The 21,245-nt window shown below is 40.2% G+C and carries 25 protein-coding genes; 14 read left to right on the forward strand and 11 right to left on the reverse strand.

All coding sequences use genetic code 11. From position 1 onward, the window contains the following. Positions 1–50 precede the first annotated feature (50 nt). The 11 genes from GKR48_RS00925 to GKR48_RS00975 form a co-directional block, all read right to left on the reverse strand. Positions 51–1,250 carry an IS91 family transposase gene (locus GKR48_RS00925; RefSeq protein ID WP_154626261.1) on the reverse strand — a complete coding sequence of 400 codons (1,200 nt, stop codon included), beginning with the start codon at positions 1,248–1,250 and terminating at the stop codon, positions 51–53. A gap of 79 nt (positions 1,251–1,329) precedes the next feature. Beyond that, positions 1,330–1,623: a LysM peptidoglycan-binding domain-containing protein gene (locus GKR48_RS00930; RefSeq protein WP_154626263.1), complete on the reverse strand. Its 294-nt coding sequence runs from the start codon at positions 1,621–1,623 to the stop codon at positions 1,330–1,332. A gap of 328 nt (positions 1,624–1,951) precedes the next feature. Then, positions 1,952–2,377 carry a YbaY family lipoprotein gene (locus GKR48_RS00935; protein WP_154626265.1) on the reverse strand — a complete coding sequence of 142 codons (426 nt, stop codon included), beginning with the start codon at positions 2,375–2,377 and terminating at the stop codon, positions 1,952–1,954. A 26-nt stretch (positions 2,378–2,403) separates the two neighbouring features. Continuing rightward, positions 2,404–2,832, reverse strand: coding sequence for a winged helix-turn-helix domain-containing protein (locus tag GKR48_RS00940; RefSeq protein ID WP_154626267.1), 429 nt, complete (start codon positions 2,830–2,832; stop codon positions 2,404–2,406). A 336-nt stretch (positions 2,833–3,168) separates the two neighbouring features. Beyond that, positions 3,169–3,654 carry a hypothetical protein gene (locus GKR48_RS00945; RefSeq protein WP_230088550.1) on the reverse strand — a complete coding sequence of 162 codons (486 nt, stop codon included), beginning with the start codon at positions 3,652–3,654 and terminating at the stop codon, positions 3,169–3,171. After that, a complete protein-coding gene (locus tag GKR48_RS00950; RefSeq protein ID WP_195848210.1) occupies positions 3,644–4,342 on the reverse strand; it encodes a hypothetical protein in 699 nt (232 codons plus the stop codon). The genes GKR48_RS00945 and GKR48_RS00950 overlap by 11 nt, the downstream gene beginning before the upstream one ends. Continuing rightward, entirely contained in the window at positions 4,320–4,871 is a 552-nt protein-coding gene (locus tag GKR48_RS00955; RefSeq protein WP_154626269.1) for a hypothetical protein, read from the reverse strand. Before GKR48_RS00955 ends, GKR48_RS00950 begins: the two co-directional genes overlap by 23 nt. Next, positions 4,855–5,610, reverse strand: coding sequence for a type III secretion system inner membrane ring lipoprotein SctJ (gene sctJ, locus GKR48_RS00960; RefSeq protein WP_154626271.1), 756 nt, complete (start codon positions 5,608–5,610; stop codon positions 4,855–4,857). The genes GKR48_RS00955 and sctJ overlap by 17 nt, the downstream gene beginning before the upstream one ends. Before the next feature lie 3 nt (positions 5,611–5,613). Then, positions 5,614–5,910 (reverse strand): type III secretion system inner rod subunit SctI, encoded by a 297-nt coding sequence (sctI, locus tag GKR48_RS00965; RefSeq protein ID WP_154626273.1) that lies wholly within the window; start codon positions 5,908–5,910, stop codon positions 5,614–5,616. Positions 5,911–5,973: 63 nt separating this feature from the next. Beyond that, the gene (locus GKR48_RS00970; protein ID WP_154626275.1) at positions 5,974–6,285 is read right to left on the reverse strand and encodes an EscF/YscF/HrpA family type III secretion system needle major subunit; all 312 of its coding nucleotides are present in this window, start codon (positions 6,283–6,285) and stop codon (positions 5,974–5,976) included. 13 nt (positions 6,286–6,298) lie between these two features. Further along, positions 6,299–7,492, reverse strand: a complete 1,194-nt coding sequence (locus GKR48_RS00975) for a PrgH/EprH family type III secretion apparatus protein (protein ID WP_154626277.1) — start codon at positions 7,490–7,492, stop codon at positions 6,299–6,301. 218 nt (positions 7,493–7,710) lie between these two features. On the opposite strand from GKR48_RS00975, the gene GKR48_RS00980 reads away from it, so the two are divergent. From GKR48_RS00980 to sicA, 14 genes are all read left to right on the forward strand, one after another. Beyond that, positions 7,711–8,520 (forward strand): AraC family transcriptional regulator, encoded by an 810-nt coding sequence (locus GKR48_RS00980; protein WP_154626279.1) that lies wholly within the window; start codon positions 7,711–7,713, stop codon positions 8,518–8,520. Beyond that, positions 8,510–10,210, forward strand: a complete 1,701-nt coding sequence (gene sctC, locus GKR48_RS00985) for a type III secretion system outer membrane ring subunit SctC (RefSeq protein WP_154626281.1) — start codon at positions 8,510–8,512, stop codon at positions 10,208–10,210. The genes GKR48_RS00980 and sctC overlap by 11 nt, the downstream gene beginning before the upstream one ends. Then, positions 10,201–11,313, forward strand: coding sequence for a type III secretion system gatekeeper subunit SctW (gene sctW / locus GKR48_RS00990; RefSeq protein ID WP_154626283.1), 1,113 nt, complete (start codon positions 10,201–10,203; stop codon positions 11,311–11,313). The genes sctC and sctW overlap by 10 nt, the downstream gene beginning before the upstream one ends. A gap of 23 nt (positions 11,314–11,336) precedes the next feature. Beyond that, a complete protein-coding gene (locus GKR48_RS00995; RefSeq protein WP_154626286.1) occupies positions 11,337–13,403 on the forward strand; it encodes an EscV/YscV/HrcV family type III secretion system export apparatus protein in 2,067 nt (688 codons plus the stop codon). Between the two features lie 11 nt (positions 13,404–13,414). Next, the gene (locus tag GKR48_RS01000) at positions 13,415–13,819 is read left to right on the forward strand and encodes a type III secretion system protein (RefSeq protein WP_154626288.1); all 405 of its coding nucleotides are present in this window, start codon (positions 13,415–13,417) and stop codon (positions 13,817–13,819) included. A 6-nt stretch (positions 13,820–13,825) separates the two neighbouring features. Next, positions 13,826–15,118, forward strand: coding sequence for a type III secretion system ATPase SctN (gene sctN / locus GKR48_RS01005; protein WP_154626540.1), 1,293 nt, complete (start codon positions 13,826–13,828; stop codon positions 15,116–15,118). After that, entirely contained in the window at positions 15,118–15,570 is a 453-nt protein-coding gene (locus tag GKR48_RS01010) for a hypothetical protein (RefSeq protein WP_154626290.1), read from the forward strand. Before sctN ends, GKR48_RS01010 begins: the two co-directional genes overlap by 1 nt. Continuing rightward, entirely contained in the window at positions 15,545–16,813 is a 1,269-nt protein-coding gene (locus GKR48_RS01015) for a SpaN/EivJ family type III secretion system needle length determinant (protein ID WP_154626292.1), read from the forward strand. Before GKR48_RS01010 ends, GKR48_RS01015 begins: the two co-directional genes overlap by 26 nt. Then, complete coding sequence (locus GKR48_RS01020) at positions 16,813–17,742, forward strand: FliM/FliN family flagellar motor switch protein (protein ID WP_154626294.1); 930 nt, start codon at positions 16,813–16,815, stop codon at positions 17,740–17,742. The genes GKR48_RS01015 and GKR48_RS01020 overlap by 1 nt, the downstream gene beginning before the upstream one ends. Before the next feature lie 2 nt (positions 17,743–17,744). Next, positions 17,745–18,410, forward strand: coding sequence for an EscR/YscR/HrcR family type III secretion system export apparatus protein (locus GKR48_RS01025; RefSeq protein ID WP_036949952.1), 666 nt, complete (start codon positions 17,745–17,747; stop codon positions 18,408–18,410). Between the two features lie 16 nt (positions 18,411–18,426). After that, positions 18,427–18,699, forward strand: coding sequence for a type III secretion system export apparatus subunit SctS (sctS, locus tag GKR48_RS01030; RefSeq protein WP_036949954.1), 273 nt, complete (start codon positions 18,427–18,429; stop codon positions 18,697–18,699). Further along, positions 18,696–19,490, forward strand: a complete 795-nt coding sequence (gene sctT / locus GKR48_RS01035) for a type III secretion system export apparatus subunit SctT (protein WP_154626296.1) — start codon at positions 18,696–18,698, stop codon at positions 19,488–19,490. The genes sctS and sctT overlap by 4 nt, the downstream gene beginning before the upstream one ends. Before the next feature lie 32 nt (positions 19,491–19,522). After that, entirely contained in the window at positions 19,523–20,596 is a 1,074-nt protein-coding gene (locus GKR48_RS01040) for an EscU/YscU/HrcU family type III secretion system export apparatus switch protein (protein WP_154626298.1), read from the forward strand. Positions 20,597–20,724: 128 nt separating this feature from the next. Beyond that, the gene (gene sicA, locus GKR48_RS01045) at positions 20,725–21,243 is read left to right on the forward strand and encodes a type III secretion system translocator chaperone SicA (protein ID WP_154626300.1); all 519 of its coding nucleotides are present in this window, start codon (positions 20,725–20,727) and stop codon (positions 21,241–21,243) included. Positions 21,244–21,245: the final 2 nt, after the last annotated feature.

Here is a 21,245-nt window from a genome sequence, read left to right on the forward strand (position 1 = left end):
GCAATTTGCTTAAATTATCACCTAAAAGCCTAATTATAGGTACACTGATCCTAGGCTGCCGTTTGTAACCATCGTTTTTTGGCCATTTTATTCCGTCTTTCTGATAATAAAGTGGCTGCGTGTAGTCCTTTTTCCGCGCTCATAAATCGCAGTCGGTTTCCACATAAAATACATTGGTACGGCTCTGTGTTTAAAAACCCTTTCATCAGTGCCGCAAAGCCCGGTTTTTCGGGTACGCTAGGGGACATGATATCCAACGCATCATACACCTTAGGTAATAAACTGCCGCGTTTGCGATTGGCTAAAAAACCGTAATAGCGGATCATCTTAAAATGGCGTGCAGGGATATGACTAACATAACGCCGTATCATTTCTTCTTGGGATAAGGTCTGTCGTCGATATTGTTGACTGTGGTGGTCATAGTAATGATGAACCACCGCGCCGCCGCTGTAATGTTTCAGCTGAGAGGCGGAGATGGGGGGACGTTTAAGATAACGGCCCAGATATTTTACATTGTACCAAGCCCCTCGGGTCTTTTTGGCAAAATGCACTTTCCAATAACGTTGAAACTGGGCATTGAGATAACGACACCAGGTCGGGTAATCCCGAATGTGCCCGAAGCCAGGTAATTTATTCGGTTGTAACTGAGGATAATTGTCTCGAAGGAGCCGAATAACGGCACTACGCCAGACTTTTTCGACGTCTTTCTTTTTGAAAAAAATGGGTTTCCAGGTGTGATATTTCGAGAGACCGCCTCGTGTCACTGATAAATGAATGTGCGGATGTTGATTAAGTTGGCGACCATAAGTATGTAAGGCGCAAAAAATACCAATTTCGAGCCCATTGCGTCTGGCATGTTTTAGCATGGCACGGGTGGCACAACGAAAAAGTTGATTAAGTAATGGCCAGTTGTTGTTGAAGAAAGGCCAAAGCAGGTGGGGCATCGTGAGAGTGATATGTTGCCATTCGCAGTCTGGCAAAATATGTCGCTGTTGGGCGATCCACTGTTCGGTGCCTTTGAGGCCACAGGCACTGCAGGCTTTGGATTTACAGGTTTGACAAAAGAAGCGTGAGTGCGTGCATTCAGGAGAAGAGCAACAATAACGGCGAACGCCCATAGCACAAGTGCTACAAGCGAGCATCTTTTCAACAGAAAGGAGCTGCCATTCATCGACATGATTGTTCTCAATGAAGCGGTTCCATCCGTCATCGTACTGAAATAATAATTTAGCGGGCCTGGGAATATACATAGAGTAGAGTATAAAAGACGAGAAGGGCGTTGCCTAGAAATAGAGCGGCTCTGCCGCGATGCTCACGCCAAAGGCGTGCTTATGTTCTAAATTGATTAAGCTGACGTAATTGTTCCAAACTTATATTATATTTTTTGGCAATACTTTGAGTTGTTTCTCCCGCTTGTAGTGTATATGGCAGAGTTTCTTTTAAAGTAAGCGTATTTTTTTTTGGTAATAAAAACGTACGTTGTTGATGGTTTTGTTCTGTAAATGCATTGGCTACGACAGGTGAAAAAATTGATGCCAAAGGAAAACTAATCTGCGTTGCAATATTTATCCACGCGATAAATGTAACATGATAAGGAATAAAATCCTTAGACTTGCGATTCATTAAGGGGCTCCGAGAATATAGCGTTAATTAAATGTCTTTAATGAGTATTTTAAAAATCCTTGGTTTCTAACTATCCTTAAGATTCGCGCAGTCATTAAAATGAGCTGTCAATACTCAACATCATTCGGTTTATATTTGAATGAAGTATATTTATTTTTGTTAGATCTATTTTTTGAATAACTTAGAATTTTGCTTAACAAAAAAAGAATTCCAATAAATTCTAGTGACTACTAATTTTCTGTTCTGTCGATTTATGCATTTAAAAATTTTTTGTTAAGCATTAAAGTATTTGAATGCTGCAAGTGCTGATATTCTTTAATCGAATAAATCAAATAGAATTTACTTTTAAAGAAAGCCTCGCAGATGTGGCTTGGTTTAAAGGTGCAATTTGATTACTCATCATCAGTAATTCACCCTTTTTTTCAACTCTCACGCTTAATCCAAAATAGTGACCTTGGGTTAATAGAGATTCCGGTAAATTAATGGAAAAATTAACGGTTCTCGCTGATTTTCTGGTTGTAAAAGTATAATCATAATGACTTTTTTCAGAGTAACTATTTCCGTTTATTGGGGTCACTGAAAAAGTAATTAATGCTTCACTAGGAATATCGATAGATTGGCTATAAATATCACCTTGAATATTAAATGTATTTCGACTTTGACTTATTGGATTTTTACACGCAAATAAAAATAAACAACAAGATAATATGAAAATTGAATGTAAAATAGGTTTTGATATAGCAATTCTTGGCATGGTTTTTCTTCTTTTATATAAATAATTTATTGATATGAACGATTGAATACTTTCTGAAAAAAACAGCGAACATACGTATACATGTTTTTTCTTTCATTAACCCTTGATAAAATTGGCATTTCTGATTTTTCACCAGTGTACAAGATACCAATTCTAGGTAGTGTCATGATGAGATTTTCATCTAACTCTACTTTCTTAAATGATTGCCGTAATTGCCTGACTAATTTGTAGTAACTGCTTTCAGTCACGATCGTTCCACGCTTTTCCCAAATTTCGTGCATCACTTCTCGCTTGCTATTTGTTTTTAATAACAACAGCTTTAAGAGGCAGGATTCATTTTCAGATAAATTCACGGTTCTTTTTCCGCGAGATAGCGTTCTCTTCAGTGGGTCATAAACGACTTGACCACATAAAAGCATCATTGGCTCTATTTGATTGTATTCCGTGTTATTCATAATATTTCCCACAAATATAGTTTAATATAAAATTAATTCTCAACATCGTAATCATCAGTAAAATTGTGTTGAATATAAAAAAACAGTAGGGTAATGAATAGATGAAGAATCAAAGCGTTTTTTTAAATTCGAACAATGTGTTTTGGTGATGTAAATTTAAACTACTATCTGTGAGTGTATATATCAATTTCAAATTTATTTTTTTTATGTTTTTAAAAGGAGAGGGAGTTAAAAAGCTTAGATTATAAAAAATGTACTCTAAGCTTATAAATATTCGTCGGTGAAAATTTAAGATATGAACTAATTTAATAGTACAGAGTTATTCAATCGTTGGGGTTATATAATTGATGAATCTTCATCTTCATCGCCATCAAGATTAAAGCTAGTCATGTTTTTATTCAATTGTTCTGTAAATGGTGCATTCATTAAACTTATTGACATATAACGTTGAATAGCTTTAGTGAAACCTTTATATAAAGCAGGGTCAGATTCAGATGACGACTTTAATGTTTGGACGATTTGAGCAATGAATGACTCTTTATCATTGCGATTCAAATTTACCATGGTTTTAAACACCAACGCGAATCGTGTTTTATCACTATCCAAATGTTTAAATTCAGTAATAAAGTTTTGTATTTTAGTATTTTTATCCTCCGAAATGTGGGGGATGTTTTTTGCCTGATAGTTCTGTATATCTTTCATGCTGTTATGGGATTTCCAAAGGGTACTCATTTTAGTGTGTAGATCGGATATACTCGATGGCGTATTGCCATGAGTACGCGAAGCTGACAAAGTATTCAGCAAATTAGAGTCAATTTTCATGTTTTTCCCTCCTTGTTTCTTCTTGTTGAAAAGCGAATTCTTGTTGGAGAGCGTGTTTTTGTTGAATTAGCTGTTTTTGTTGAATTAATAGTGCATAAGCTTGTTTATGTTGTTGCAAAGTTAAACAACGGGTCGAAATCGGAAAAATATGCGGTAATACTTTCTCTGCCGCCAGTTTTGGCGTGAATTGTGTAATTTCGTTATTCACTTCTAATGTGATTGAATTATCGGGGCTAGTACATATTTTGGCGCCGTTAGCTCGAGAACTTATCTTGGCTTGCAATGATGCCGGTATGTGTAATTGAACATGGCGAGATTCGGATTGTAATTGAGCGAAATGTTCTGCCACAATTTCCTGTAGGCGTAAGTCAGTAAACAAACCGATGAGTAATTGAGTTAATTGGTGTTCCGTTTGGCTCACCTTATTTTGGTATTGGGCTTCACTGTCATTGAGAGCGCCAATAAAATCATTCAAAAGCTGTGTTAATCCATCTTGGTAGCCTTGTTGATAGGCGATAGCATGAATACTTTTCTCAGACTGCTGAGCTTGTTGAACATGTGCTTTGGCTTTTTGATGTGCCTGTTTAACAACCGACTGGACATATCTATTGGTGTCTAAAACCGGATGTTTAATCAGCACATTTTCAATTAAGGTCTGCTGGATATTAGGTTGTGTGTTCTCTGACATAGCGGCAAGTTTCTTCAATAATATTCCAAGGTAGCAGATTGGAAGCCGTGTGAGGGATCATCTGCTGTGTGCTGCGGCTAAACATATATTTTGCGCGGGTAGCATAGCCGTGACTAAAGGTGTTTAAACACATCAAAAGCTGCTCAGCGCCTAGTGCAAGTAAATGCTGAGGCGTATCGATGGAATGTGTCATGTCTTGCCATAAAGGATGGCTAAATTTCTGATGTAATTGTCGATATTGAGATAGCTCCCCCCACCAAGGCAGAGGCCCCGGGTACTGAATAACGCCCAAGCCCCATGCCACGGAAGGTAATAATGACCAATTTTCGGCAAGTATCTCGGGTAATATCAACGTTTTTTCATCGGGTAAATCTAATTGATATTGCTCAATAAGCTGCAAATTTTGCAGCTGTTGTAGCGGAACGGGTAGCTGATGATAATGCTCATCAACAAACTCCGAGTGAAAATAATCCCCCGGTGCTAAGAAAATGTTTTTTTGGTCAACCAGCAGCTTACTCAATAGGGGCATGGTTTGATTTTTCCGCCTCTTCTTCATTTTCATCGCTTTGTTTATTGTTGCGATGGTATAAATACAACCCAAGTGCAATTAGCATGCCGATTAATGCGGTGATTAAAGCAACGGCAATCACTGGATTAAATGCCGGTGTTGGACCATTTTTTGTTTGATACAGCAGCGGAGGGCGACTGACTATCACGACAGAAACATTGTCATAGGTGGTTTCGGCAAAGCTATTATTGAGGAATAACTTAATCTTATTCATCATCACCTTCGGGTCTTCATTACCGGAGTAAGTGACGAGACTGGAGACTTTTTGTGCCTGTTTTACGGGACCATTACCCGAAATAGGGTAGCTCACATGTACTCGCGCATTGACCACATTAGGAATGGTCAGTAAAGACTGCTCAAGCCGTTGTTCAATCAAGGATAATAATCGCGTTCGTTCGGCTTGCGGTGAGGCAACTAACGAATCCCCAGGAAAGGCATCAATAATTTCCACCGGATCTTTGGATGGCAGGTTGTATTGGCGTAAAAGATCCACCGCAATCACAAAGTCGTCAGGCGCTACGCGAATAGAGTCCCCATTTTTAGAATCCTGCTTACGCTTGGCTTCCACACCATGCTCTTGCAAAATCGCAAGCACTTCGTTGCTTTGGCGCTGGCTTAAATTGCTCAGTAATAGCTGGTTATCACAGCCGAGCAGCAAGCCAATAAACCCGATTAATAGGAATTTCTTTAATATATTCATGGTTTATTGTGCTTTTAATACAGTATCGATGGCAGAAACACTTTTATGTGTGAGTGTGCTGACCATATTCAAGGCGAGGCTGTAATTACCCACTTGGTTTTGTAATTCCAATAACTTAGCGGGATCGCTTGGGTCAACGGTCTTCATTTTCTCCAGAATATCTGCTTTTTCTTGGCTCACAGAGGTCGTGTACTCAGCAAATAACTGTTTCACTTTATCTTCCAGTAGAATAGCTGCAGGTATGACCGGAGCTATATCCGCGATATCTGATAGTGTAGAGATTGGATTAATTGGTAACATAAATATTCTCTATAAGAGAGCATCAGGTGAGTGATGCTCTGATTTAAATAACACGCTACGGGCTTACACGTTACGAATAATGGCTTGTGCCGCATCTTTAATGGACTTCATTACGTTACTTTGTAATTGACGTGCCATATTATAGTTACCGCTTAAGGCTGTGATTTTACCCAGAACGAGCGGGTTATCGACTTCCAGATTTGGGTTGTCAATCATAGACTTTAATTCATCAGCGATAGTCTTAGTTCTTTCGCTAATACCAGCGGAACTGCGATACATCATGCCCCATTTGTTATCTGTTACTGTGGTAGACTCTTGTTCTAATGCAGATGCATCCCAATTGCCCTCTGTATTACTAATACCTGGAGTTGCCATATTTATTACCTCATTAATTAGGTTGGTTTGAGTTAAATAACCAATGATTATTACCTAACAACGTAATACCGTTGGTATGAGTGATAAACGATTTTCCAGCCAGTTCATTATTGGCAAGGGAGACGGAAAATTGAATTTGCTTGGTTCCCCACTTTTGACTAAATGAATTGGTGAAGCTAATTAAAGAGAGAGTCTGTTTATCATTTAAACTATCTCTTATAACAAAGATAACGTAGTTACCTTTGGTTATTCTTTGCCATTTCACATTACTTTCAGTCAACCCTAATTCTGCTTTCTTGATGAGTACCTCAAGAGGAATTTGTACAAGTTGGCTTTGGTTATAACAACTGAAGTAATTAGATAAAATTCGATTAATGTTTTTGTCATCATTATTCGGTAGTGGGTTTTTCACGACTCGAATAATGGGTTGACAAGGATTGCTAATATCAACTTTTAATAAATTAGGTACAGTATCTATTAACTTGTCTTCAATTTCTTTTTCAAGAGAACTTGCTTTTCTGATAATGTATTTCTCTTGATAACCTGACTTTAATAAAACTTGACGGCTCCAATCTTCATCTCTTTGAGATTTGACGAGAATAAGTATTTCTCCGTTTTTATTTTTTGTGTAGATAATAGGGTAATAACTTCCTTTTAATATATTATCAATATTTTTAATTTGTTTTTCAGCATTATTTTTTGGATTATTTTGGAATTCAACGAATAATATAAAAACAACGACAAATAGTAATAAGAAAGCAAAAAGCCATTTCTGATTAAACTTTGGTTTCTGTTTTATGGCAATGGAATTATGTTCTGTAGGTGAGAGCGATTGAGAAGGCAATGGCTTTGTGGCTCTCTCGGGGTGATTCCATTCAGTATTCAATAGCTTAATTGCGATTGGAAATGTGTCAATAAGCAATATTTCTTGTAGTGTGACAGTGAAATGGCGACTTTTTCCATCTTGTTGAAAATTAATTGCAAGACTATTACTAGATTCGTCATGAGAAACAATAGAAAACTCACACTGGGTATGTTCACTAGGAATATAATAGGTTGTAAAACCGTTTTCATCTATTTCAGTTTTGTATTTAGTATGTTGCCCAACGATAATAAGATTTTTATCGATGTTAATCATTAGCTCTTGACTATTCATCGAACCACTAATAATTTTCATTATGCAGGTGTGGTTTTTTGTTTCTATCATAAGATAATCTCAATTAATAAAAAATAACGAATCATATTGACTTCAATGGTCAGTATTTAAATATAAGAACATAATATAGTCAGCTGAATTTATCTTATTCATTCACACCCTGTATTTTTATGGTTCATTCCAAACTATTCCAGAGTATTCATTTGTTTTTTTCTATTTAATCAATGAACCTATATCAAGTAAAAATCAATGGATAAGGTCTATTTATAATGTCGAATGAAGATATTGCTAAATTATTGGCGAGTAGAAATAGTTGCTTTTCTTTACAAGACGTATTGGTCTTGTCAATACCAAAGGAAACTATAGACTCAATAGAAAATATAATCACAGAAAAAGCGACGCTTTGTTATAAATCTCGGTATACAAATTTAAATATTAAGGTACAAGAACCCGCTATCTTTGTTTGCGGTCTGGATGAATTAACGATTGAAGATAAATCTTTATGGAATATCTATACCATGGAATTATCAGAACTCGTTGAAACACTTGCTATTATTGATACTGCAATGGGGCAATCCTTTCTTGCAAAAAAAGCGACCAGAGAGAGTGATGAAAATCAATTAGGTGAATTCATTCTATTTGACGATGAAATATCAGAACCTGTTTTAATTAAAAATATCGTGATTGATCTGATCATTAAAAAGCAGCCGTTATTTGATGATTGGTGTGATGTATTAAGACGCTACGAAGCGTATGGAATGATGCGCTTTTTAATTTCAGCGGCTCAGCAAGACAAAAACGCCAATATTAATCAACTGTGTGCCCGTTATGGCATTTCAGCTTCTTATTTTAGACAACTCTACCGAGAAAACTTTAATAAAACCGCTAAACGCAAAATTATGGGCGTACGTATGGGGGCGGCCATTTTGCAATTAATTGAAAGTGAAAGTTCTATTCTAGATGTTGGGTTAGAAGCAGGTTACTGCTCTGCCTCTCACTTCACGAATGATTTGAAAAAAGAATTGGGATTAACCCCATCAGAAATAAGGCACCTTGGAGCAACGTTATATGAACAGTAAAAAATTAATGGCGATTTTTATTTCGCTGTTTTTACTGAGTGTAAATATCAATACCGCTCAATCAGAAATGATGATTGCAGAGCCAGTGACGAAAGAAAGAAGTGCAGACACGTTTGTGGCGAATAATATCGCGGTAGGTAAAGTGTTTGATGCTGTAGCAGAACAAATTAACAAACCGATTATTTTAAGTAAATTGGCGTCCCAGAAAAAAGTGACGGGAAATTTTAATCTCGCGAATGCCGATGAAATGTTTAAAGCCTTAACGCGTCGTATCGCATTAGTTTGGTATGACGATGGCGCAGGCATTTATGTCTATGATAATAGTGAAATGCGTAGTCTGATTATTCCGACTCACAAAGTCAGTAGCCAGCAAGTTATCAGCTATATCCAGCGTAATGGCATCTATGACGCGCGTTTTCCTGTGCGTTCCCAAGGTGGCGACACGATGTTATTTGTGTCGGGACCACCGCTCTATGTTGAGTTGATTAAAGGTGCTGCGCTGTATCTTGGCGAGCAACGCAAACAAGAAGAAAAAACCAGTGGTAATGTCGCGGTGATCCCGCTGAAGCATGCCTCTGTAAGCGACCGAAGCTACTCATTACGTGGTCAATCGATCACTGTTCCCGGTATGTTATCGGTGATCAGTTCCCTGTTTAAAAATGGGGGGAGTAGCGTCGAAGAAACCCTCGAAATTTTACCTGCAAAGCTCAATACCGATGGGGATGAAATTGATGCCTTGATGGATGCACCAATTGGTGGCGCTCGTTCTGAAAATCGTCAAGTCACTGTCAGACGTGGTGGCGCATCAAATAGTAGTTTTTCTCTGGTTGCCCATCCTGATAGTAACAGCCTGATTGTGAAAGGTAGCCCTGAACAGATCCGTTACGTTCGCGATTTAATTAAAACATTAGATAACCGCCGCCGCCAAGTTGAGCTTTCCTTGTGGATCATCGATATCACGCGCTCTGAGTTGGATAACTTAGGGGTGAATTGGGAAGTGGGCTCTTTTAATGTGGGAGGCGGCTCTGTTTCTTTCAATCGAAGCACTTTGCCCGATAGCAGTAAGTTTTTAGTACAAATTGATGCGCTAAGCAAAAATGGTAATAGCCAAATTGTCTCGCGCCCTGTGTTGCTAACCCAAGAAAACGTTCCTGCGCTGTTTGATAACAACACCAGTTTCTACGCCAAGCTACAAGGTGAACGTACCGCAACCCTCGAATCTGTCACTTACGGCACGATGATCAGCGTCATGCCGCGCATTTCAGCTGGTCAAAGTGTTGAAATGGAAGTCAATATCGAAGACGGAGCAGAAAACCGTGATAGCAGCGGCAAAACGTCCAGCGTTGAAGGGCTTCCGACTGTTAACCGCACCAGTATTAATACAGTGGCACGTATCGCCAAAGATAGCAGTCTGCTAATTGGTGGCTATACCCGCGACCAATATATTGAAAATGAAAGTAAAATTCCTCTTCTTGGCGATATCCCTTGGGTAGGTGGCTTATTCCGTCATAGCTCGACTAATCAACAAAAGATGGTGCGCATCTTTTTAATCCAGCCGCGTTTACTGGATGAAAACGAAGTGTGGGATGGGCGACAATTTTCCGAGAAAACCCGTATTACACAAAAAGATAGCCAACTGCATGGAACCGTACAGTTCCTCCAGCAATACATGAGGGACTCATGGCAATAACTCCGCTGAGCTACAGCAACCGCATGCTACTGAACGCGCAAGATAAGAGTCGTACAGCTACGAAAACCAGTGATGACTCTGATGAAGCTGCGCGCGGTGCGGGGGTGATTGATAGCTCAAGCGAATATGCTTCCATGGCGATGCTGGCGGCGAGCCACGTTCGTCGCAGCGGTTCAAAGCAAGGGCAGGATGAAGAGTGGATGCAGTTTGCAGAGCGCATCCTAGAAAATAATGCGGATGAAAAAGTGTTGCGCATTGAGGGGATTTTAAATCGCCAAATGATGACGCCTCAGCAATTACGCGCATTTCTATTGCAGTATTTCACGGATCCCAGTGATTTATTAATGGTATTAGCTGCGCTGATTAACCGAAAGAAACTTAAGCAAGAACAGATAGAGGCTTTACAAGAGTTAGAGCGGTTACTGCTAACAGAAGACACCAACCGTATGGCGCAGGCAGGCGCAAACATCGCGCTAATCGCAAAAGCGTTTGCCCAAACTCTGCGTGAAAGTGCTGGGAACTTACGTACCGTATACCGCGAATTTATCGGCTATGACGGTCCAGTGGTCTATTTATACGAACAGTGGGTGGAAGGGATGGAACTGGCTCAACGCGAAAACATGATGCGCTATCTCGCAAGAGCCTTGGCGTGTGATTTACAAGCACTGCCGCTGGGAGACCTCAATATCAGTGAGTTTGGCAGCTTCTTTACACGAATTGGTCGTCTACGTGAGCTGCAGTCACTAGACCGCACATTTAGTCAGCAATTTCTCCAATCGGGTCTGTTTCGCCAGCAAGCATACTTGTCACAAAACCACTTGCAGCAAAACCAGTTGGAGAAAGTGCTAAGCCAACTATTTACTAGTGGGATCCGGAGCCAAGAAAGTTTTAATGACAAGCTTGTGAATTACATTCAGGCGCAATTAAGTGCCATGACTACGGATCTACGCGCCCGCTTTGTTCAGCTTCTGATTATTGCGTTTTCAATTATTCCCGTTGCCATTTTTTACTCATTGGAAGCGCGTGATGAATTACTCGACCAATTAAAAATACAGATGGATCAACTGTTGGCGCAAGAGCAGCGCTTACGTCGACAACCCTAATTTGATAGGAAATACACGATTTCATGAAAAACTTAACCGGATTTTTACTGCAGATCCGTAATCGCCCTGAGCTGATGGTGCTAGTCATCATGGTGATGGTTATTGCGATGCTGATTATTCCGTTACCTACCGTCTTGGTCGATTTATTGATTGCACTGAACATTATGATTTCGGTGCTGATCTTTATGAGCTCGTTTTATATTACGCGAGTCCTTAACTTCCAATCCTTCCCGTCTATTTTGCTGATTAGCACGTTATTTAGATTGGCACTATCTATCAGTACCAGCCGACTTATCCTGCTTGAAGCGGATGCTGGCGATATTATCGATACTTTCGGTCAGTTCGTTATTCAGGACAATTTAGTGGTGGGAATGGTGGTATTCGCCATCGTGACTATCGTGCAATTTATTGTTATCACCAAAGGTTCAGAACGTATTGCTGAAGTGGCAGCTCGCTTTTCTTTGGATGCGATGCCCGGAAAACAGATGAGTATCGATGCGGATTTACGCGCTGGCGTTATCGATGAAGCGGCCGTGAAAGTTAAACGTGGCGAACTGGAAAAAGAGAGCCAGTTATTCGGTTCTTTTGACGGTGCGATGAAGTTTATCAAAGGGGATGCCATTGCCGGTATCGTGATTATTTTCGTCAACTTAATCGGCGGGATATCAGTGGGTACGGCTCAGCAAGGTATGGACATCTCTACGGCATTAAATACCTTCACATTATTAACTATCGGTGATGGGTTGGTCGCGCAAATACCCGCGCTGCTTATCTCTATCAGTGCTGGCTTTATTGTAACCCGCGTGGGTGGCAATGATAAAAACTTAGGCGAAAACATTGTTTCTGAACTTTTCGACAATGATTTTACCATCCTGATCACCGCATTTATCGTGCTATTTATGGGCTTTTTACCCGGATTTCCAACAGCCATTTTCTTGTTCCTTGCGGCATTGCTGATGGGATTATTTGCCACTCGCTATTTTAAAAAGCGCAAAGCACAGCGAAAAGAGCAGCAATTAGGTGAAGAAAATCTGCAAACCGAAGCCACTGAAGGGGAAACTCAACGCGCGAATGATGATTTCGACGATGAATATATTCCAGAAACCTTACCCGTCATTATCTCGGTTAATCAGCAATATAAGCAGCATCTAGAAGATAATAATTTTTTATCTCGCATGAAAAAAGATGTGTTTATTCGCTATGGATACCGCATCCCAGATATTGCCATTAACTATTCGCCTATCGTGCCCGAAAACAAAATTGTGGTGCTAATAAACGAAGTCAAAGCGGGTGAATACGATGTCTATTTTCATGGTCAGCGCTTACTGACGGCGAATGATGAGTTGGAATATCTTGGTATGGAACTTATCAAATATACCGATGAATATGGTTCAGTCAGCACCTGGTTTGACAACCAATACAGCGAAAATGTAGAGCAACTTGGTCTATTAGTGCGCGACGACGTGACAGAAATGATTGATTGCGTCAGTACGTTGTTATTACGTCACATCAATGAATTCTTCGGGATCCAAGAAACTAAAAATTTACTGGATGATCTTGAAAGAAAATACCCCGAATTGCTGAAAGAATGTTATCGCCACGCCACCGTACAAAAAGTCACGGAAGTTTTCCAACGTTTATTAATGGAAAAAATTTCGGTGCGTAATATGAAGTTAATTGTTGAAACCTTAGTGCAATGGGTGCCCAAAGAGAAAGACAGCATGATGCTGGTAGAGCATATTCGCAGCTCCATGGCGCGTTATATCTCATCCCGTTTCTCGGTGGAAGGGCGCTTGAATGTCTTAATGGTGAATGCCGAACTGGAAGACACCATTCGTCAAGGTATCCGCCAATCATCCGGTGGCGTTTATTTGCATCTAGAACCTGAAAAAAGCAATGAGCTTATTCAAGCAGCTGAATTGGCATTAGAAAACAGTTATTTATCTGTTAGGGATGTCAATGTACTGGTACCTGTGGATATCCGCCGGTTTGTGAAAAAAATCTTAGAAGGTCGTTTCCCTGAACTTGAGGTGCTCTCATTTAATGAGGTTTCCGAAATGGTGAAGGTCAACGTTATTAAAACAATATAAGGAACACGTAAATGAAATACCGCTTTGTCGAGAAATTGAATGAATTTTTAAATGCCATGGGGCGCAGTGATTTAGTTAATCCGCAGCTTGATTGCCATTCCAACATTCAACTTGAAATGAATGATGCACCTGCGATTAATATTGATTTGTCATCCGATGATTTAATTATTTGGTGCAACTTAATGGAATGTAATTACAGCCGACTCGAGGCATCCAGCGCTTCATTATTAAAAAGCATTTTAGAGTATGTACCGCGTAATTTTCATCCGGGGCAACCTGCATTAAATATTATGGAAAATAACTTAGTGTTATCCGCGGTATTAAAGGTGACTTCATTGGATGACATGCAGGTATTTGCTGATTCTTTTGAAGAATTTTTTGAATGCGTTAACGAATTACGCCTGCAATTATCGTAATTGATGATGAAAATTTTTGACGTTTGCGCACATCCTGTGCGCATTCATGGATGCCTGATTGAAGCCCCATTGGATGGCGTATTTATTGGCGAGATCTGCTTTATTGAGCAGTCATTGGCACAGCCAAAAGTTATCGCCAAAGCGCAAGTGATAGGCTTCAAAGAAGGGCTAACGGTACTGAGCCTAATTGGTCGAGCTCAGGGCCTCACTCGTGAAGTGGTTATTCGCCCAAGTGGTTATCCGTTTGTATTTCAAATGGGAGAGCATCTGGCTGGGAATATTTTTAATGCAGCAGGGGAATTAGAAGGCGCATTAAGTCAGAAAAATAGCGAAATTACACAGTTAAAAACTAAGCTGCAACGCATCGATAATCCTCCAGTGAGTGTGAATAAACGCCGCCCAGTCAATGAACCGATGGTCACAGGAATTCGTGCTATCGATGGATTGCTCACGTGCGGGTTAGGTCAGCGTATCGGTATTTTTGCCGCGGCGGGTAGCGGTAAAACTTCATTAATGAACATGCTGATCAATCACGCTCACGGGGATATTCATATTGTGGCATTGATTGGTGAGCGCGGGCGAGAAGTGATTGAGTTTATTGAAGAACTCAAGCAGTCCCCCCATGCGGATAAAACCATTTTAGTGTATGCCACCTCCGACAGCCCGCCGATTGAGCGTTGTAATGCCGCCTTGTTGGCGACAGCGATGGCGGAATATTTCCGTGATTTAGGAAAACAGGTTTTATTGTATGTCGATTCAATGACCCGTTATGCAAGGGCATTGCGCGATGTGGCACTCGCAGCAGGGGAACTCCCTGCACGCCGTGGTTATCCCGCCTCTGTTTTCGAGCAACTCCCGTTATTACTCGAACGCCCAGGGCGCGTAAAACAGGGCTCTATTACTGCGTTTTACACAGTGTTATTAGAAAGCGAGGAAGAAGCCGACCCTATTGGAGATGAAATTCGCTCTATTTTGGATGGGCACATTTATCTCAGTCACAAACTTGCGGGGCGAGGACATTACCCCGCGATTGATATTTTGCACAGTATTAGCCGTGTTTTTCAGAAGGTGACAACGCCGGAACATCGCCAATTTGCTGTCGATATTCGTGAAAATTTATCTCGTTTAGAGCAGATAAAGCTGTACCTCGAATTAGGGGAATACCAGCGAGGTGAAAGCCAAGAAAATGACCGTGCTTTAGATAAACAGCAGGATATCAATCATTTCTTACAACAAAACATGGATGAGTCAGAGGGCTTTGAGGAGATGTTAGCCCGATTACACCATTTGGCATCCTGATGATTAATCAATTATTAACGCTGGCTGAAAAGCGTCTCGAAAGAGTGCAGTTAGAGCAAAGCAAGCTGAAACACGCCATTTTGCAGTTGCAGCAACAGCGTCAAGATATTCACCAACGGATTGCCATATTAGCTCTACAGGTGGGGATGTATGAAAAATCTGAAGAATTAACTCAAATGGATTTTTGGGAACGTCAACGGCAAAAAGCCGTGGTTTTATCAGAAATCGCCCAATGTGAATTTCAGATAGAAAACATCGACGCTGAATTATCTAAGTATCATTTATTGAAGCAGCAAATGACTGAACAGACGTCCATTTTGCGTAATAAGTGCGAGAAATTCCGAAAATATCTCAAGCAACAACGTAGGGCGCAGTGGTTAAAATTAGAGCGCCAGCAACAAAATGAAATTGAGGAGCAGTTTGTTCATGTCGACAATAAAATCACTGCCTAGTGAAAGTAAATTTAATTCCATGATGGAAGGTAAAAGTTCATCGCTAGGTTTTCATCATCAACAATATGATCAGCAAAAAACGGGTTTTCAAAAGGAAGGCGGGCAGCAGCATTCAGTCAAAAAAGCTGCTCAGGATATTGTTCAAAAAAAACTGACTCAAGTGACTGGTAATAATAAAAAGCTTAAAAAACCAGTAGAAGAGTTGGCGGTACCCGTTCTGTTGAACTTGCCGACTCAAATCCAGCACATGCACTCTGGTGGGAAAATGGCATTTCTCTCTGCAGAGTATGGCTCAGATAAAAACAATAGCGAAGCAAATCATTCGCTAAGTGCACAACCCGATGACTCATTAGGGCACATGGTGAGTGAAAACGATATTCCACAGGTCACGTTTAACGCCAATATTGGGACGGTATCGGTCAGTCAATTGGCGGACAAGAAAACCGTTAAAACAAAAGCTATGGAACAAAAAGCCGCTCGATTTTTGTCAGATAATCCGACAAGCGTAAAGCAAACTCAATGGATGAGCGTCCCATTAGCGCAGCAGACTGAAGTCGTGGATATCGCTGTATTGAAGTCACCTCTGCGTGATGGTCAATCGAATTTAGTGAGTGAAATTCAGTCTTCTTTTGAACCTAGCATGCAAATTCAACATGAGGTTAAGGGGCTGAATGCCTCTACGAGTCACGACGTCAGACCTGCACCAAATGAGCGTCCTGTACCAAATGAGCGTCCTGCACCTCAACATTTTCCTGATATGAAAAACTTCAATATTGAAAAATCAGAAGTGATTCAACCGGATGAAATGGATATTACCAAAAATATCGTCGCGCAAGTGCGTGCAGAGATGGGGGAGAAATCACTGACTGTGATGCCCCAAACTCCTACTTCTCAAGCTTCAGCTTCCCAAACCCCAGCACATATGCAGCAAGCCTCTTCCATGGCAAGCAAAGTTGCTGAATTGATGGCAGCTTCCGAGAGTGAAAGTTTCAAAACGGTGCCTTCTCGCACCCTGAGCTACACCTTTAGCCAATGGCAAAATGCACCAACGGTCTCTTTTGCTTTAGCGAGCGCCAACAAAGATCAGGTGGTGGCATCAACGCTAAGCCATGAAGTTCAGCAGGCTTTGCAAGACAACCAGCATTTATGGACAGGTGAACAAAAAATGGTGATCCGACGTGAAGAGCAGGAAGGTCAACAGCGTCAACGACAGCAACAGCATCAGCAAGATGAGGAGTTCTAATGCTAAACATTCATCGAATTAGCCACCGAGAAAAGCAGGTGAGAGAGTGGCAGCAGCGTTTTCAATGGGACTTAGACATGCATATTCCCAAGGTTGGAGAACGCTATTTTCAAGTCACCCTACACAGTAAAAAGCAAAAAACTCAAGTGCTGATAAATGCTGAAGAATGGTGCCGTCACCGCTGGCCTAATTTGGCTCACTATGCATGGAATCTCTTAGATACCAAAAGCTTATGCAAAATTTTTACTTATGAAAATACCGGAAAGACGTTCTTCTCCGAGCAATTCCGTTGTCATGATGTCGAGATTATTGATGATGAACAGCTCCAACAACCAAGGTTCACGGTGAAAGAAAAGAAACTTGGCATTGTGTTGTTAGCTGAGCCTATTGAAGGGCTAACCGAGCGTAAGGCGCAAAACGGGGTAGTCGAGCAGCTTAAGCTGCAAGCCGACTGGATTTTAGGTTATAGCCATATCAGTAGTAAAACTTTGCAGTCTATCGCGCTTGGCGATGTGCTGCGTATTCAGCAATTGCAATTAGATATGACCGTTGCAGGGCGTGTATTGGCCCATTTTCAAAAACAACAAGAAGGCATTTTTATGATTGAACAGTTAATGACAGCAGATGACGAACAGATAGCTTCTGCGGTGGAAGAGGAGTTTGTTGATGAAACTGTTCGTCCTTTTAATTTACACGACCTCACGGTCAAATTGACCTTTGTATTGGGTCATTCAGACATCAGTGTAGAGGAATTGAATTCGCTCCAGCCAGGGGCAGTCTACTCAATTGGTGAAAATAAAGAACGCGAAGTGAAGGTGTATGCGAACAAACAACTGATCGCAGAAGGCGAGCTGACCTATATTGGTGATAGTGACGAATTAGGCTTAGAAATTAAGCGCTTGGTAAGCTTAGGTGATAAAAGGTTATAAGCATGCCAACGGTTCCGAATGAAATACCTTTATTAGTCCTTATCGCCTTTTCCACGCTTCTGCCTTTTATTATTGCAGCTGGAACTTGCTATCTAAAAATTTCGATTGTGCTGATTATGGTGCGCAATGCGATGGGAGTACAACAAGTGCCTTCAACGATGGCACTCAATGGTATTGCCTTACTACTGTCCATTTTTGTGATGATGCCTGTGCTGCAAGATGTGAACAATTATATGCGCCACGAAAGCGTGGATTTTAGCAATGTGGAATCCATCGACAACTTCGTTGATAACGGGCTAGGGCGTTATAAAGATTACTTAGTGAAATATTCCGATCCTCAATTAGTAAATTTCTTCGAGTCTATTCAGCAGGGTAAAACGGAAGCCGAGGTGCAAGAAGAGCAAGCGGCGCCAACGCTATTTTCATTACTACCAGCCTACGCATTGAGTGAAATTAAATCTGCGTTTGAAATTGGTTTTTATATCTATTTACCGTTTGTGGTTATCGATTTGGTGATCTCAAGCATTCTGTTGGCACTCGGTATGATGATGATGAGTCCCGTGACTATCTCAGTGCCAGTGAAATTGATTTTGTTTGTGGCAATTGATGGATGGTCACTGATTTCGAAAGGGTTGGTGATGCAGTATTTCGAACTCGCACAACATTGACGTAAGGGAATAGAAAATGGATTCAATCATTTATGTCAGTAATAAAGCGATGTTGTTGATCGTCATATTGTCGGCTATTCCCGTGATTGTGGCGACGGTAGTGGGGCTGTTAGTGGGGCTTTTACAAACCGTGACCCAGCTTCAGGAACAGACGTTACCATTTGGTATCAAGCTATTAGCTGTGTTTGGTTCCTTGTTTATGATTTCAGGTTGGCTGGCGGATAAAGTGATGAATTACGCCATTGAAGTCATGACAACCGCTTTGCCAGCGATAGGGTTATTTGGATGAATCAGGAGATGCTCTCATTGGCGTCGTCCTTGTATTTTAATTTTCAGCAAGGGCTAGTGAAAGTCGCATTTGCGTGGTTGCGTATTGCCCCTGTCATGTTTTTTTTGCCTTTTTTGAGTAATAAATTGCTCAATGGCGGGATCATTAAAAACTGTGTCGTCGCGTATTTGGCGTTAGGGATGTGGCCTTATCTTACCGCCCGCGAAATAAATTGGGATGAAATCAGCCTCAGTGAGGTTTTTATTTACGAAGTCAGTATTGGCATTGTATTGGCACTGATTTTAGGGCTGCCATTTATGATTGCCAATGTTATCGGCGAGTTGATAGATACCCAGCGGGGGGAAACCATTAGTAGTATTGTAGACCCAGCAAGTGGTACGGAAGCCTCTGAATTAGCGGTATTTATCAGTTATATCGTGTGTATGGTGTTTTTGGCGCAAGGGGGAATGTACCAACTCGCCAACGTATTTGCACAAAGCTACCAATTATTGCCCTTTGCCCATGGGTTTACTTCATTTAATAGTTTGCCGTTAGGGGAATGGTTAAATAAGGCAGTGGTGAATGGTGTGATATTAACGGCGCCGATTATTGTGACGCTATTTATTTCGGAAGTGGCACTTGGATTATATTCCCGTTTTTGTCCGCAATTAAATGCATTTTCATTGTCTTTGGCAATTAAGTCGATCATCGCTTTTATTGTGTTTTTACTTTATTTCCAAAATGAAGTTCCGGATATATTGGTCAATATGATTTCGATGTCGCCATTAAAAACTATTTTTCATTCGCCTTAGTGATTACTGATGCGGAATTATGAGGCTGTGTTATGGCTGAAAAAACAGAAAAGCCTACCGACAAGAAAATAAAAGATTCAGCCAAAAAAGGACAAAGCTATAAAAGTAAGGACACCATAGCGGCGATTGTATTAGTCACAGGTGCATTTGTTATTGGCGGAATGTCCAGTTTATATGAACTGGGTGGGTTAATGAAAAAATTATTATTAAACCCACATGATATTTATATCGATAATTTACTTTGGCAGTTCTCAAAAGTATTTTTGAGTATAGTGGTGCCTGTTTTGATTGCCTGTTTTTTATCAGGAACCATTATTTCACTATTACAGAGTCGATTTAGATTAGCGACCGAAGCAATCAAACTCGATTTTAAAAAATTAAACCCAATTGCCGGATTTAAAAAAATATTCTCTTTAAATTCGCTTAAAGAACTGATTAAAGCCATTTTGTACTTGTTGGTCTTTAGCGTTTCCGCGGCCACTTTTTTTGTGGTGTGGCGGCACGAAATTTTTATGTTATACCGTACTACGATCAATGGCATGACAGATAAGTGGGTAAGTCTTTGTATTATATTTGTATTTGTCTTTCTCGCGGTAGCGATCATTATTGTGTTGGTGGATGCAATTGCTGAGTTTTTCTTATTTATTAAAAACCTAAAAATGGAAAAACAGGAAGTCAAAAAAGAGCACAAAGATAATGAAGGTGACCCTCATATTAAAAGTGCACGTAAGGGACTACACCAAGAAATACTATCAGAGGAAGTGAAATCAAATATTAAAAACTCGACGTTCGTTATGGCAAATCCGACACATATTGCCATGTTAATTTATTATGATTCGAATATCGCACCACTACCTTTCTTAATGTTAAAAACACGTGGGGTGCAAGCGAAAGCCGTTATTAAATATGCAGAGCAACAGAATGTACCTGTAGTAAGAGACATTATTTTGGCTCGTCAAATATGGCGAAATTATAAAAAAAATAGCTTTATTGATGAAAATGGATTGCAGGATGTTATGCAAATAATTAATTGGCTGATTCGCGTGGAATTAGAAAAATTAGGAATAAATGTTGATGAAGCATTGGAGCGGTTAATTTCATCATGAATCGATGGTGCCATGAATAAACTATTCATGCATTGAATCGTTTTTTATAAGAAATGGAAAATTTTATTAATTATGATGCAACAGAGCAGTTTGCATCATATATCACGTATTAATAACGAGGTGAAAATATGAATCATACTGAAACAGAAAATACACAGATTGACATGGAAGCATTACTAGACGGAATTACAAGCGCACTTATGGATGGTGCAACATATAAAGATATTCATGGTATTCCACAGACAACAATGGATGGTATTTATGCTTATGCTTATGAATTTTATCAGCAAGGAAAATTAGAAGAAGCGGAAACATTCTTTCGCTTTTTAAGTACTTACGATTTTTATAACACTGACTATGTCATGGGATTAGCGGCTGTTTATCAATTAACGAAACGTTATGAGAAAGCAACGGAATTATACGCACTCGCCTTTGTTTTGGCGAAAAATGATTACCGACCATTGTTCCATGCAGGGCAGTGCAATTTGATGCTAAAGAAGAGCAGTGCGGCAATTCACTGTTTTGAAAGCGTAGTTGAAAACAGTTTTGATGCAGATTTAAAGAAAAAATCAGAGGCTTATTTGAGTGCTTTAAAGACAAATCTCGAAAAAGCAGAGCCATCAGAGTTATCGGACTCTAATACTTAAAG

It is taken from the genome of Providencia sp. wls1943 (assembly GCF_009706275.1).
Lineage (GTDB): Bacteria > Pseudomonadota > Gammaproteobacteria > Enterobacterales > Enterobacteriaceae > Providencia > Providencia zhijiangensis.

What these genes read in the sequence shown, in the direction of transcription:
- GKR48_RS00935 (WP_154626265.1), bottom strand. Translation starts at nt 2,377, where the DNA reads ATGCCAAGAATTGCTATATCAAAACCTATTTTACATTCAATTTTCATA.
- sctW (WP_154626283.1), top strand. Translation starts at nt 10,201, where the DNA reads ATGGCAATAACTCCGCTGAGCTACAGCAACCGCATGCTACTGAACGCG.
- GKR48_RS01000 (WP_154626288.1), top strand. Translation starts at nt 13,415, where the DNA reads ATGAAATACCGCTTTGTCGAGAAATTGAATGAATTTTTAAATGCCATG.
- GKR48_RS01010 (WP_154626290.1), top strand. Translation starts at nt 15,118, where the DNA reads ATGATTAATCAATTATTAACGCTGGCTGAAAAGCGTCTCGAAAGAGTG.
- sctC (WP_154626281.1), top strand. Translation starts at nt 8,510, where the DNA reads ATGAACAGTAAAAAATTAATGGCGATTTTTATTTCGCTGTTTTTACTG.
- GKR48_RS01015 (WP_154626292.1), top strand. Translation starts at nt 15,545, where the DNA reads ATGTCGACAATAAAATCACTGCCTAGTGAAAGTAAATTTAATTCCATG.
- GKR48_RS00980 (WP_154626279.1), top strand. Translation starts at nt 7,711, where the DNA reads ATGTCGAATGAAGATATTGCTAAATTATTGGCGAGTAGAAATAGTTGC.
- GKR48_RS00945 (WP_230088550.1), bottom strand. Translation starts at nt 3,654, where the DNA reads ATGAAAATTGACTCTAATTTGCTGAATACTTTGTCAGCTTCGCGTACT.
- sctI (WP_154626273.1), bottom strand. Translation starts at nt 5,910, where the DNA reads ATGTTACCAATTAATCCAATCTCTACACTATCAGATATCGCGGATATA.
- GKR48_RS00995 (WP_154626286.1), top strand. Translation starts at nt 11,337, where the DNA reads ATGAAAAACTTAACCGGATTTTTACTGCAGATCCGTAATCGCCCTGAG.
- sctJ (WP_154626271.1), bottom strand. Translation starts at nt 5,610, where the DNA reads ATGAATATATTAAAGAAATTCCTATTAATCGGGTTTATTGGCTTGCTG.
- GKR48_RS00955 (WP_154626269.1), bottom strand. Translation starts at nt 4,871, where the DNA reads ATGCCCCTATTGAGTAAGCTGCTGGTTGACCAAAAAAACATTTTCTTA.
- sctT (WP_154626296.1), top strand. Translation starts at nt 18,696, where the DNA reads ATGAATCAGGAGATGCTCTCATTGGCGTCGTCCTTGTATTTTAATTTT.
- sicA (WP_154626300.1), top strand. Translation starts at nt 20,725, where the DNA reads ATGAATCATACTGAAACAGAAAATACACAGATTGACATGGAAGCATTA.
- GKR48_RS00975 (WP_154626277.1), bottom strand. Translation starts at nt 7,492, where the DNA reads ATGATAGAAACAAAAAACCACACCTGCATAATGAAAATTATTAGTGGT.
- sctS (WP_036949954.1), top strand. Translation starts at nt 18,427, where the DNA reads ATGGATTCAATCATTTATGTCAGTAATAAAGCGATGTTGTTGATCGTC.
- GKR48_RS01040 (WP_154626298.1), top strand. Translation starts at nt 19,523, where the DNA reads ATGGCTGAAAAAACAGAAAAGCCTACCGACAAGAAAATAAAAGATTCA.
- GKR48_RS00930 (WP_154626263.1), bottom strand. Translation starts at nt 1,623, where the DNA reads ATGAATCGCAAGTCTAAGGATTTTATTCCTTATCATGTTACATTTATC.
- GKR48_RS00940 (WP_154626267.1), bottom strand. Translation starts at nt 2,832, where the DNA reads ATGAATAACACGGAATACAATCAAATAGAGCCAATGATGCTTTTATGT.
- GKR48_RS00970 (WP_154626275.1), bottom strand. Translation starts at nt 6,285, where the DNA reads ATGGCAACTCCAGGTATTAGTAATACAGAGGGCAATTGGGATGCATCT.
- GKR48_RS01025 (WP_036949952.1), top strand. Translation starts at nt 17,745, where the DNA reads ATGCCAACGGTTCCGAATGAAATACCTTTATTAGTCCTTATCGCCTTT.
- GKR48_RS01020 (WP_154626294.1), top strand. Translation starts at nt 16,813, where the DNA reads ATGCTAAACATTCATCGAATTAGCCACCGAGAAAAGCAGGTGAGAGAG.
- GKR48_RS00950 (WP_195848210.1), bottom strand. Translation starts at nt 4,342, where the DNA reads ATGTCAGAGAACACACAACCTAATATCCAGCAGACCTTAATTGAAAAT.
- sctN (WP_154626540.1), top strand. Translation starts at nt 13,826, where the DNA reads ATGAAAATTTTTGACGTTTGCGCACATCCTGTGCGCATTCATGGATGC.
- GKR48_RS00925 (WP_154626261.1), bottom strand. Translation starts at nt 1,250, where the DNA reads ATGTATATTCCCAGGCCCGCTAAATTATTATTTCAGTACGATGACGGA.